This window comes from Pseudoalteromonas sp. SWYJZ12 (genome assembly GCF_015864395.1).
Lineage (GTDB): Bacteria > Pseudomonadota > Gammaproteobacteria > Enterobacterales > Alteromonadaceae > Pseudoalteromonas > Pseudoalteromonas arctica.
This window is the reverse complement of the sequence record NZ_JADYXH010000004.1, coordinates 149999-162504: the sequence shown is the minus strand read 5'-3', so window position 1 is coordinate 162504 and position 12506 is coordinate 149999. Positions and strand designations below refer to the sequence as shown.

Annotated in this window: 9 protein-coding genes; 3 read left to right on the top strand and 6 right to left on the bottom strand. The window is 39.0% G+C overall.

The window, feature by feature from the left end:
• Positions 1 to 262: 262 nt before the first annotated feature.
• The 6 genes from lpdA to ampD form a co-directional block, all read right to left on the bottom strand.
• On the bottom strand, positions 263 to 1687 hold the full coding sequence (gene lpdA / locus I6F42_RS07195) for a dihydrolipoyl dehydrogenase (protein ID WP_007586124.1): 1425 nt from the start codon (positions 1685 to 1687) through the stop codon (positions 263 to 265).
• A 175-nt stretch (positions 1688 to 1862) separates the two neighbouring features.
• Positions 1863 to 3782, bottom strand: a complete 1920-nt coding sequence (aceF, locus tag I6F42_RS07190) for a pyruvate dehydrogenase complex dihydrolipoyllysine-residue acetyltransferase (RefSeq protein ID WP_197151612.1) — start codon at positions 3780 to 3782, stop codon at positions 1863 to 1865.
• A gap of 10 nt (positions 3783 to 3792) precedes the next feature.
• A complete protein-coding gene (gene aceE / locus I6F42_RS07185) occupies positions 3793 to 6459 on the bottom strand; it encodes a pyruvate dehydrogenase (acetyl-transferring), homodimeric type (protein ID WP_010553346.1) in 2667 nt (888 codons plus the stop codon).
• A gap of 90 nt (positions 6460 to 6549) precedes the next feature.
• Positions 6550 to 7299, bottom strand: a complete 750-nt coding sequence (pdhR, locus tag I6F42_RS07180) for a pyruvate dehydrogenase complex transcriptional repressor PdhR (protein WP_007586129.1) — start codon at positions 7297 to 7299, stop codon at positions 6550 to 6552.
• A gap of 352 nt (positions 7300 to 7651) precedes the next feature.
• Positions 7652 to 8503, bottom strand: a complete 852-nt coding sequence (gene ampE / locus I6F42_RS07175; RefSeq protein ID WP_197151610.1) for a beta-lactamase regulator AmpE — start codon at positions 8501 to 8503, stop codon at positions 7652 to 7654.
• 13 nt (positions 8504 to 8516) lie between these two features.
• Complete coding sequence (gene ampD / locus I6F42_RS07170) at positions 8517 to 9071, bottom strand: 1,6-anhydro-N-acetylmuramyl-L-alanine amidase AmpD (protein WP_197151609.1); 555 nt, start codon at positions 9069 to 9071, stop codon at positions 8517 to 8519.
• Positions 9072 to 9308: 237 nt separating this feature from the next.
• Here ampD and nadC point away from each other — a divergent pair, with 237 nt between their 5' ends.
• The 3 genes from nadC (at position 9309) to I6F42_RS07155 (ending at position 12485) form a co-directional block, all read left to right on the top strand.
• The gene (gene nadC, locus I6F42_RS07165; RefSeq protein ID WP_197151608.1) at positions 9309 to 10160 is read left to right on the top strand and encodes a carboxylating nicotinate-nucleotide diphosphorylase; all 852 of its coding nucleotides are present in this window, start codon (positions 9309 to 9311) and stop codon (positions 10158 to 10160) included.
• A 492-nt stretch (positions 10161 to 10652) separates the two neighbouring features.
• Positions 10653 to 11078 (top strand): pilin, encoded by a 426-nt coding sequence (locus I6F42_RS07160; protein WP_197151607.1) that lies wholly within the window; start codon positions 10653 to 10655, stop codon positions 11076 to 11078.
• A gap of 63 nt (positions 11079 to 11141) precedes the next feature.
• Entirely contained in the window at positions 11142 to 12485 is a 1344-nt protein-coding gene (locus I6F42_RS07155) for an O-antigen ligase (protein ID WP_197151606.1), read from the top strand.
• Positions 12486 to 12506 lie beyond the last annotated feature (21 nt).

Sequence of the window (12506 nt, the reverse complement as noted above, 5' to 3'; positions counted from 1 at the left end):
CGTAGTCGCGAGTTTACCTCGCGCAAGTTTTTAATTTAACAAGCGCGGCATAAAGCCGCGACTACAACAAACGTCACCCCAACCACAGCAAACTCCCATCTCGTAGTCGGAGCATACCTCGCTCAATTTTTTGAATTTAAAAAACGCGGCATAAAGCCGCACCTACACATAATTAAAACACTGTAATTTAAAACCTGCTCTTTCACCCATAAAAAAACCCAAGCCAGGCTTGGGTTTTTCAAACAAATGCTAAAAAGTTAAATTACTTCTTTTTAACTGCTTTTTTGTTTGGTAAGTCAGTGATCGAACCTTCAAAAATTTCAGCTGCAAGGCCGATTGATTCATTCAATGTAGGGTGAGCATGGATAGTAAGCGCTAAGTCTTCACCATCAGCACCCATTTCAATACCTAAACCGATTTCGCCAAGCATTTCGCCCGCGTTAATACCGATCATAGCACCACCGATTATACGGCCACTTTCTTTATCAAAAATAAGTTTAGTAGAACCTTCAGTACGAGATGATGCAATAGCACGGCCAGATGCTGCCCACGGGAATACCGCAGTTTCAATTTTTAGGCCTTGCTCTTTTGCTTCTTTCTCAGTAACACCTACCCAAGCGATTTCTGGGTCAGTATACGCAATCGAAGGAATACATTTAGGGTCGAAGAAATGCTTCTGACCAGAAATAACTTCTGCAGCAACATGACCTTCATGAACCGCTTTATGCGCAAGCATAGGCTGGCCAACTAAGTCACCAATTGCAAAAATATGGCTTACGTTAGTACGTAATTGCTTATCAACATTAATAAAGCCACGCTCATCAACGTTTACGCCCGCTTTTTCAGCATCAAGTAAGTTACCGTTTGGAGTACGGCCAACTGCAACAAGCACTTTGTCGTAACGTACAGGTTCTGCTGGTGCATTTTTACCTTCAAACGTTACGTATAAGCCATCTTTTTTAGCTTCAACACCAACAACTTTAGTTGAAAGCATTACGTTGAATTTTTTGCTTACGTATTTTTGGTAAATTTTGATAATGTCTTTATCAGCTGCTGGAACTAATTGGTCAGCAAATTCTACAACATCAATTGCAGAACCTAGTGCACGGTAAACCGTACCCATTTCAAGACCGATAATACCACCACCAAGTACAAGTAGCTTTTCTGGTACATCTTTAAGCTCTAGCGCGCCAGTTGAATCAATTACACGGTCATCTTGTGGGATGAAAGGTAAGTTAACTGGTTTAGAACCTGCTGCAATAATCGCGTTATCAAACGTGATAGTTGTAGAGTCTTTCTCGCCTTCAACTACTAAAGTATTGCTGCCAGTGAATTTGCCGTAACCAGATACAACTTTCACTTTACGCATTTTAGCCATGCCCTCTAGTCCACCAGTTAACTGGCCAACTACAGAATCTTTCCAAGTACGAACTTGGTCAAGATCGATCTTTGGTGCGCCAAAAGTAACACCATGAGATGACATTTCAGCTGCATCATCAATCACTTTAGCTACGTGTAAAAGTGCTTTTGAAGGAATACAACCAACATTAAGACATACGCCGCCTAATGTTTCACGAGATTCTACCAATGTAACTTCTAAGCCCAAGTCAGCAGCGCGGAATGCCGCAGAGTAACCACCAGGACCACCGCCTAGTACAACAACTTGAGTTTTTAATTCGTTGCTCATGCTATTACCTTAATTGTTTGAACGGGACACTGCCCTAAAGTTTAACTGCCATGTTTCTGCAAGGCAGAAAGTGAGAGCAGATCACAAATTTGTGCAAAGATTGTATCATTGCAAATGGTAAAAATCCCAGCTAAAAACAACTGGCTGGGATTTGATTCTATTCATTGTCCAGCGATTACATCACCAATTGGCGAATATCGCTCATGTAACTTGCAAGAGTCACAGTAAAGCGTGCAGCAAGTGCTCCGTCAATAACCCTATGGTCGTACGACATAGACAGCGGAACCATTAGTTTTGGTTCAAACTCTTTGCCATTCCATTTAGGTTTCATTTCAGATTTAGACACACCTAAAATAGCCACTTCTGGTGCATTAACAATCGGCGTAAATGCCGTACCGCCAATACCGCCAAGGCTAGAAATAGTAAAACAACCACCTTGCATATCAGACGATGTAAGCTTCCCGTCACGTGCTTTAACAGATACTTCCATTAATTCGCGTGATAGTTCAATAATGCCTTTTTTATCAACATCTTTAAACACTGGTACAACTAAACCGTTTGGCGTATCAACTGCAACACCAATGTTAATGTACTTTTTAAGGATTAAGCTTTCGCCGTCTGCGGAAAGCGATGAGTTGAATTTTGGAAATTCAGCAAGTGCTTTTGCAGCTGCTTTCATTACAAACACAAGTGGCGTAATTTTAACACCCAGCTTTTTCTTCTCGCTAAGCACATTTTGCTCTTTACGGAATACTTCAAGGCTTGTGATATCAGCTTCGTCAAACTGTGTAACATGTGGGATTTGCACCCAGTTACGGTGTAAGTTTTTGCCTGATAGCTTTTGAATACGAGACAGCTTTTGCTCTTCAATTTCGCCAAACTTAGCAAAATCAACTTTAGGCCATGGAATAAGACCAAGCTCGCTACCACCAGCGCTACTACCTGCTGACAATTGACCAGACTCAACTTGCTTAACTAAGTTTTTAACATAGTTTTGCACGTCTTCTTTAACTATACGGGCTTTGCGACCAGTGCCTTTAACATTAGCTAGGTTAATACCAAACTCACGCGCTAAACGGCGAACAACAGGTGATGCATGAGCATACGCGCTGTTTTCTGTGAAGCTTTCATTACTTGCTTTTGCTGGTGCCGCTTGAGCCGGTGCCGACTCAGTTTTAGCCGCAGCTGCAGGTGCTGATTTTTCAGCGGGTGCAGGTGCTGCTACTGGCGCGCTGCCTGCAACTTCAAATACAAAAATTAATGAGCCAGTCGATACTTTATCGCCAGCGGCTACTTTAATTTCTTTAACTGTACCTGCAAATGGAGCTGGTACTTCCATTGCAGCTTTGTCGCCTTCAACGTTTAAGATTGATTGATCTTCTTCAACCGTATCGCCAACTGCAACCATAATTTCAGTTACTTCAACTTCATCGCCACCAATATCAGGTACATTAACGTCTTTAGTACTTGGTGCTGCATTTGCTGCTGAGCTAGCTGCTGGCGCTTCTACAGGAGCCGACTCTTTAGCCGGTGCTGCAGATTCACTTCCTGCTACTTCAAAAACAAACACTAATGAGCCTGTTTTAACTGTATCGCCAGCGGCGACTTTAATTTCTTTAACTATACCGGCAAATGGAGCGGGAACTTCCATTGCTGCCTTGTCGCCTTCCACGTTTAAGATAGATTGCTCTTCTGAAACGGTGTCGCCAACAGCAACCATGATTTCAGTTACTTCAACTTCATCATCGCCAATATCTGGTACGGTTACTTCTTTAGTTGAAGAACCTGTAGAAGCAGCAGGTGCTGCCTCTTCAGATTTAGCTGGAGCAGCGGCTGATGCTTTTTCTTCACCAGTGCTTTCACTCTCGTCTTCAAACAAAAATACTAAAGAGCCAGTTGTAACGGTGTCGCCAACGTTTACTTTAATTTCTTTAACTGTACCCGCTTGCGAAGCAGGTATTTCCATTGATGCTTTGTCGCCTTCAACATTTAATAATGATTGGTCAACATCTACTTTGTCGCCAACGCTTACTAATATTTCGGTTACTTCTACTTCGTCGTCACCAATATCTGGTACTTTAATTTCAATACTCATTGCAAACCTCTTATGCGTACAGTGGGTTAAGTTTGTTAGTGTCGATGTTGAACTTTTTAAGAGCTTCAACAACTACTGACTTCTCAACTTCACCGCGTTTAGCAAGTTCAGATAACGTAGCAACAACAACGTAGCCCGCGTTAACTTCAAAGTGACGACGTAGGTTTTCACGGCTATCAGAACGACCGTAACCATCGGTACCTAACACTTTGTAGTTGCTGCTTGGAATAAATGAACGCGCTTGTTCTGCGTAGTTTTTCATGTAATCCGTTGCTGCAACAGTCACAGAGTCGTTTAATACACTTGTGATGAATGCTGTTTTTTGCTCGCCTTCAGGATTAAGCATGTTGAAACGTTCAACATCTTGGCCTTCACGCGTTAATTCGTTGAAAGACGTTACAGAGAACACGTCAGACGCAATGCCATACTCTTCGCTTAGAATCGTAGCGGCTTTACGTACTTCAGTCATAATAGTACCTGAGCTTAATAGCTGTACGTTGGCTTTTTTACCTTCGTAACTTTCAAGCTTGTAAATACCCTTACGAATACCTTCTTCAGCGCCTTCTGGCATAGCTGGCTGATGGTAGTTTTCGTTCATAAGCGTTAGGTAGTAGTAAATATTTTCTTGGTCATCACCGTACATACGACGAATACCGTCTTGTACAATAACAGCTACTTCAAACGCGTAAGTTGGGTCATATGAAATACAGTTAGGAACCGTATTAGCAAGAATATGACTGTGACCATCTTCGTGTTGCAAGCCTTCACCATTTAACGTTGTACGACCCGCAGTAGCACCTAATAAGAAACCACGTGCTTGTTGATCGCCCGCCATCCATGCCATGTCACCAACGCGTTGGAAACCAAACATAGAGTAGTAAATGTAGAATGGGATCATTGGTAAATCGTTAGTGCTGTATGAAGTTGCAGCAGCAACCCATGACGACATTGCACCTAACTCATTAATACCTTCTTGAAGCACTTGCCCAGATACAGTTTCTTTATAGTAAGAAACAATATCACGATCCTGTGGCGTATAGTTTTGGCCATGCGGGTTATAAATACCGATTTGACGGAATAAACCTTCCATACCAAATGTACGTGCTTCATCGGCAATAATTGGTACGATGTTTTTACCAATGCCTTTATCTTTTAATAAGATATTAAGTGCACGAACAAAGCCCATAGTCGTAGAAATATCACGTTTTTGTTCTTCAAGTAGCGGCTTAAACGCGTCTACTTCTGGCAACGTAAGTTTTTCACTAAAACGTGGAATACGCTTAGGTGTATAACCTTTAAGTTCATCACGACGAGCATGTAGGTATTTATACTCAGGTGAACCTTCTTCAAGCTCTAAATAAGGTAGTTCTGCAAGTTGCTCTTCAGATACTAAATCATCAAGACCAAGGCGTGAACGTAAATGCGCAACATGCGACATGTCCATTTTTTTCACTTGGTGCGCAATGTTTTTACCTTCAGCTGCTTCACCCATGCCATAACCTTTTACAGTTTTAGCAAGAATTACAGTTGGGCGGCCTTTAGTGTCTTCTGCTTTTTTAAATGCAGCAAATAATTTTGATGACTCATGACCACCACGCTTAAGCGCGAAAATTTCGTCATCTGTCATGTCAGCAACAAGTGCTGCTGTTTCTGGGTAACGACCAAAGAAGTTTTCACGTACGTACGCGCCATCTTTAGCTTTATATGTTTGGTAATCGCCATCAACAGTTTCGTTCATTAACTGTAGTAATTTACCCGTTGTGTCTTTAGCTAGAAGAATATCCCAACCGCTGCCCCACACTAGTTTAATTACGTTCCAGCCAGCGCCTTTAAACAAGCCTTCTAGCTCTTGAATAATTTTACCGTTACCCATAACTGGGCCGTCTAAACGCTGTAAGTTACAGTTAACTAAGTAACAAAGGTTATCTAGTTTTTCACGTGCAGCAAAAGAAATAGCACCACGCGATTCTGGCTCATCCATTTCACCGTCACCTAAAAACGCGTATACACGTTGGTTTTTAGTATCTTTTAAGCCACGACCATCTAAGTATTTTAAGAAGCGCGCTTGGTAAATAGACGAAATAGGACCTAAGCCCATTGATACCGTAGGGAACTGCCAAAATTCAGGCATTAACTTAGGGTGTGGGTACGATGGTAAGCCTTCGCCATCAACTTCTTGGCGGAAGTTATCTAGTTGTGCAGCAGATAAACGACCTTCAACAAATGCACGTGCATAAATACCAGGAGAAATATGACCTTGGTAATAAACTAAGTCACCACCGTCTACATCATTTGGCGCTTTAAAAAAGTGGTTAAAACACACTTCATAAAATGCAGCAGATGATTGGTAAGACGCCATATGGCCGCCTAAGTCGAGATCTTTTTTAGATGCACGTAGAACGATCATAATCGCGTTCCAACGTATAATTGAACGAATACGACGCTCAAGATTTACATCACCCGGGTAAGCAGGTTCTTGATCTACAGGAATAGTATTAACGTAGTTCGTGGTAATACCCGTTGGCATATCAACGCCGTCTAAACGGGCTTGCTCTAATACTTGCTCAAGTAAAAACTGAGCTCGTTCAACACCTTCTTCGCGCACAACTGATTCAAGAGCTTGTAACCACTCTTGTGTTTCTAGCGCGTCTACGTCAATTTTATTGACTTCAGACATATGGAGGTTTCCTTATGTTTAAAATACGAATATTGTTAATTTAATATCACAGCTACTTAATTTGTGTGTTCAAAGTAGTTATGTACTAACTTAATTTTGTTTAGTGCGTCTTAAACTACGTTCAATTCGCGAATGTTCTTTGCCTGCTTCAAGTAGTGCTTCTTCTATAAATGCTAAGTGCGCATTACTTGCTAAACGGGCTTGTTCTGGATTACCGTCAATAACGGCATCCATTAATAAACGCCTGTGTTGGGCTAATTGACTGCTAATATCTGACTTTTTTAATAAAACAGTTAAATTTTGCAATACATTTTGCTCAAGCAGCGCTTTCATGCCTCTTACTAAATGCAGTAACACCACATTATGCGAAGCTTCTGCCACGCTAAAGTGAAATGCATTAATTGCTTTTGCTTTTTGCTGTAAATCATCATTAACTAGGGCAATTTTATCAAAGCTTTCTTTCACTTTGCTAAAATCGTTGCTGGTCCCGCGCAGTGCCGCGTAGTAAGCAGCAATCCCTTCTAATGCATGACGAAATTCAAGTAAATCAAACTGCGACTCAGGGTGTTTACTAATCAAATCAAAAAGTGGATCAGTAAGCCCTTCTTCGAGCTGATTTTTTACAAACGTGCCGCCACCTTGGCGACGCGTAACTAAACCTTTCGCTTCTAATTTTTGAATTGCCTCACGCAGTGACGGGCGAGACACTTCAAATTGCTTTGCTAGTTCACGCTCTGGTGGCAACTTTTCACCTGGTGCTAACGAGCCTTCAAGAATCATGTTCTCGAGTTGCTGTAAAATAACATCAGATAACTTTGCTGCTTTGATCTTTAAAGACATGAATCAACGTCCGCGTTGTATAAATACCAAGAGCCCATAAAGCGGGGCTTTGAGTAGTATGATTTACCCAAAAGGTAAATTGGTCATACCAAAAATTTTCAATACGGTATCAAAAACCTTATTAGCTGTCAATTTACAGGTAACTTGAGCAATTAAAGTAGCGTAACGCATTTTGAACGAAGATTAAACAATGCGCAATTTACAAAAATTGTTATAACGTTAATAGGATGAAAACAATTGGTCTGACCAGAAGGAATTAGAATATTAGCTCTATTTTATTGTGTTTAAAAATTGCAGGAAGAGATTAAAGCACCTTACATTGCATAAGGTACTTTATTAAAAAGGTATTAACTTAAGACAGTCCACCAAATAATGTAAGTAGTGCTATAAGTACTAAGTAAAATAATACATTGCGCTTAACAAGCTTAATCATACAAGTGGCCTCGTAGGTACAGCCGTAATAACGCTTTTCAACTTGCTCTGCAGCCAGCGCAGTACATGTTACTACTTCTCGGTTTGGAGATTTAAAGTTAAGTACGTAACGTAGCCAACAGCTTGTGCCTTTATTAAAGTTACCTATTACTAAATAACCAAAGCTTGTAATGCGTGCAGGTAACCAGTCGAGCCAAAACAATAGTTTATGTATAAGTTTAAAACGCTTAGCAAATATTACTTTATGATCTTCTCGTACTAAATCAGCTAAAGTACGTACCAGCGCATATAAAACCGCACCTGGCGCGCCTAAAGCAACAAACCAAAAAATAACCGCGCAGTAAAATCTAAAGTTTACCCATGCCAATGTTTGCCCAAAGGTTTCGCCACTTTCTTCGTCTTCTGTACGCTTTTGACCTATTTGCAACGCATATAAAGATGCAGCAGTACCATCATCTCGCGTTAACGCATTCAAGTACGACTTATATAAAGCACGCTGCTTAGCACAACCAAAGCAAACCAAAAGCACCGCGATATTAATGCCCAACTGCCACAATACAAAATCTGACAAACAATAAATTAGTGCCATCGCAATCACTGGAAGTAAAAGCCAAATTAAAAAGCCCGGTGCTGAGCTAAATAAGCCCTTATCACCAAGTAATTTATTAGAGCGATTTAAATAACCATTTGCGTAATAACTTATCTGCCAGTAATTAGACCGAGCTCCTAAGCGCTCTAGTATTAATGCAATTATTATAGAAACTAAAATCATGGGAATAACTCTCTCAACTTAGTTGTTCAAGCATATTAAAAAACAATGGCCAATTAAAGCTACTGCCAGGATCGGTTTTACGCCCAGGGGCAATATCGCAATGCCCAACAATACGCGAAGGGGTAATTTTTGGATAGCGTTGCATTATAGATTTACTAATAATAGTTAATGTTTTGTACTGCGCTAAAGAATATGGCGTGGTGTCGGTACCTTCAAGCTCAATGCCAATGCTAAAGTTATTACAAGCAGGTACCCCCTCAAACTCAGATTGCCCAGCATGCCAAGCACGCTTTTCAAAAGGCACATATTGTATAACCTCACCGGTGCGCTTTATAAAGCAATGGGCCGATACACGTAAATTTTTTAAGTCACTAAAACTCGGATGAGCATTGCAGTCAATGCTACCCATAAATAACTCATCAACGAAAGGTGTACCAAACTGCCCTGCTGGCAATGATATATTGTGAATCACCAATAAAGAAATATCAGCCTCATCAGGGCGCTCATCAAAATGCGAACAAGGCCGCTGCGCTACCGTACTTAAAACACCGTCTAAATCTATTTTCATGATACGTTTATTATATAAATATCAAGATATACATAGCACTGATGCTAATGGATTTATTAAAAAAATGATAGTAACAAGCGAGGTATAAAACCTCACCTACAGATAATTCAAACCCATACGTAGGTACGAATCTACTTCAAGCGCTTATCTTTATATTAGCGAAAAGGCAATCGCTTCTCTTTCTTTTATAAACATAGTAAAATTTGCTTAATTTATTAACGCTTATGAGCTTTTATTATGTCTATCCCGCACTCTTTAGTTAGCCAACTTGTCACTCTTGCACTCGACGAAGATTTAAATTATCAAACAGCTCAAGACGGAGATATTACCGCGCAGCTTATCCCTCAGAGCGAGCAAGCCAACGCCAAAGTAATCACTCGCGAAGACTGCATTTTTTGCGGAAAAGACATCATTCTTGAAGTATTCAAACAAGTAGACCCAAGCGTTAAGGTTAACGTACTTATAAATGATGGCGACGCGGTTAAAGCAAACAGCACGTTATTTACCGCTATTGGTTCAGCACGTTCGATACTCACTGCCGAACGTACTGCACTTAACTTTGTACAAACTCTGTCAGGCACTGCAACTACTACAGCACATTATGTAAAAGAGCTAAGCGGCACAACAACGCAACTACTCGATACACGCAAAACCATACCTGGTATGCGCGCTCTTCAAAAATACGCAGTAAAATGTGGCGGGGGTGCAAATCACCGTATTGGTTTATTTGACGCATTTTTAATTAAAGAAAATCATATAGCGGCTTGTGGCACAATAAACAAAGCCGTTGCTCAAGCTAAACAAAATCACCCAAACAAACCTGTCGAAGTAGAAGTAGAATCACTCCCAGAACTTAAGCAAGCTATTGATGCCGGCGCCGATATAATAATGCTCGACAACTTTAGCGTAGAGCAAATTAAACAAGCCGTAGTTTTAACAAATAAGCGTGCCAAATTAGAGGTTTCAGGCAATATGACCCTAGAAACGCTCAAAACTTATTCACAAGCAGGCGTCGATTTTATATCAAGCGGGGCGTTAACAAAAAACTTACAATCAATCGATTTATCGATGCGTTTTGAGCAATTTTAAAGCTACTGAAAAACTTTAAAATCTCTAATCAGTTGACAAATTAAGCAAAAAAGCATTAAATAACCCGAAAGGCTTACTTTGTAACATTTTGTTAAATAAAGTGGTTTTTATAGAAAATGTACGTGCTAATTACTGAAATAAAATGGTAGACTAATACTGTTTTATTACTTTTATTTAAAAGTTAATCATAAATAACTAGAACCTTTAGTTGTTCTTTATTTTTAAAAATAAAATTAAAAACTAAAGCAACTAAACTACTTACTTTATGCCTATACTATTTGTTGCTACAACATGTAGTGCACTTAGTAAACTTTTATAGTTAGTACTAAACATAATGAATTCACATACGGCTTTTGTGTTTCATACTCTAAAGCTAAAGTGTAATAAAATTAATTTTAAGTAAAACCGTAAAGTAAATCAGTTAAATTAAGTGAGGCATTTTGCCGCTTAAGTGATTTAAGTTACAAAAATCTATCCTTTAGGAGAGGAAACATGAAAACAATGACTCAAAAACAACAGGGTTTCACCCTAATTGAATTAATGATTGTAGTAGCAATCATCGGTATTCTTGCTGCAATTGCATTGCCTGCTTACTCAAACTACCAAGCTACATCTAAATTAACTGCGGGTTTAGCTGAAATATCAGCTGGTAGAACTGGTTTTGAAATAGCAAAAAACAACGGTGAAGCAGGTGCTCCAACTCTTGATGTAATTGGACTTAAATCACCAACTAAAAACTGTACAATTTCTACGACAGCAACATCAATTGCTTGTGAAATAGTAAGCGCTCCAACACAAGTCTCTGGAGCGATACTTACATGGAACCGCAGCTCGACTGGAGAGTGGTCATGTGTAACATCTGCTATAACTAGCGCCGAAGGCAAAGCTTTAGCTCCTAAAAGCTGTCCTCATTCTTAATCATTTATTGATTACCAAAAGCGCCTAATTTGGCGCTTTTTTAATGCGTAAGAATCAGCATTTATGAATATAGTAAAAATAATAAAATCATCGCTTATCAGCTTGTTTTTTCTATGTACGCTAATACCTTTAATACCCATAATTTCATACGATTACCATAATCACCAACGTATCACCCAAATAGCTTTTTTACTTAGTATGAGCCTTATAGGGCTTACTTCTTTTATAGGCAATAAAGAGCCTACTTTTAAGCTGGCACTAAACAAAAAAAATGGAATATTATTTTCGGTTTTTATCTTTTGTGGTTATTCATCTGCATTAATGAGTGCGGAGCAAAGTTTTAGCTTACTTTACACATTTCATATAAGTCTACTTATTTTAACTATGTGTTATGTAGGTACTATAAATAATAAAAAATCTATTTTATTTATTATTTATGCATTACTGATAACTCATACAAGCCTCATTTTAATATGCCTACTTAATATAATTTTTACGCTATTTGAACAACAGCCCTTAAACCCCTACATAATCTACTCCGGTTTTATTAACATTCGTTTTTTTAACCAAGTACAGGTGTTTATTCTTCCATTTTTGGTGCTACTCCTAAGGTTTAAAAGCATTCAGCGTGTTGTATTTATTATTTTATTTTTAAACTTATTACTTATATTTATTGGGCAAGCTCGTGGGGCTTTACTCTCATTTTTAGCTTTCTCTATTTTTGCTCTTGCTTTAAAAACAACATTAAAAAAACAAGTGTTTATTGCATTAGCCTGTTTGATATTAAGTTGCATTGCTTTTTATGCTCTGGACTCATTAAATAAAGGGGGGGCCGAAATACTACGAACATCCACCTCGGGCCGTATTGATTTATGGTTTAATACTATTTCAAGCCTATCTTTAAAGCATTTATTTATAGGCAATGGTCCTGGAGTGTTTGAAATGTCACTTGGGAGTTCAGCTCCTTTTAGCCATCCTCATAATTCGTTAATTGAAATTTTAAATGAATGGGGTCTTATCGCTCTTATATGTATTTTAGCAGTTGTTTGTACAACCTTTAAAAAAGCTATAACACATTTGAAATGTCATAAAAAAGATATCATTACTGAAAGTCTCTTTTATTCTTTTGCTATAGGAATTACATACTCACTATTTTCTGGTGTGCATGTAATGCCGGTTTCGCAAACACTCTTATTTATCATGTGGGGGTTGCTACTTGGAAGAATTAATAAAAAAAACAACCAAAGCATTTCCATAAATAAATACTTAAAAGCTTTAATAGCCATTTTATTTATTTTTGCATGGTACCTTTACTTACAAAAAGCGATAAGTATTTATAATAATATTGACCCTGATAAGGGCTATATTTACGGACCTAGGTTTTGGTCTGTTGGGCAACGATTTTAAAGCGACTAACTTTTCTACCAA

Coding starts and splice junctions, on each gene's coding strand:
- ampE (WP_197151610.1), bottom strand. CDS start 8,503: ATGATTTTAGTTTCTATAATAATTGCATTAATACTAGAGCGCTTAGGA.
- I6F42_RS07160 (WP_197151607.1), top strand. CDS start 10,653: ATGAAAACAATGACTCAAAAACAACAGGGTTTCACCCTAATTGAATTA.
- ampD (WP_197151609.1), bottom strand. CDS start 9,071: ATGAAAATAGATTTAGACGGTGTTTTAAGTACGGTAGCGCAGCGGCCT.
- aceF (WP_197151612.1), bottom strand. CDS start 3,782: ATGAGTATTGAAATTAAAGTACCAGATATTGGTGACGACGAAGTAGAA.
- pdhR (WP_007586129.1), bottom strand. CDS start 7,299: ATGTCTTTAAAGATCAAAGCAGCAAAGTTATCTGATGTTATTTTACAG.
- lpdA (WP_007586124.1), bottom strand. CDS start 1,687: ATGAGCAACGAATTAAAAACTCAAGTTGTTGTACTAGGCGGTGGTCCT.
- I6F42_RS07155 (WP_197151606.1), top strand. CDS start 11,142: ATGAATATAGTAAAAATAATAAAATCATCGCTTATCAGCTTGTTTTTT.
- nadC (WP_197151608.1), top strand. CDS start 9,309: ATGTCTATCCCGCACTCTTTAGTTAGCCAACTTGTCACTCTTGCACTC.
- aceE (WP_010553346.1), bottom strand. CDS start 6,459: ATGTCTGAAGTCAATAAAATTGACGTAGACGCGCTAGAAACACAAGAG.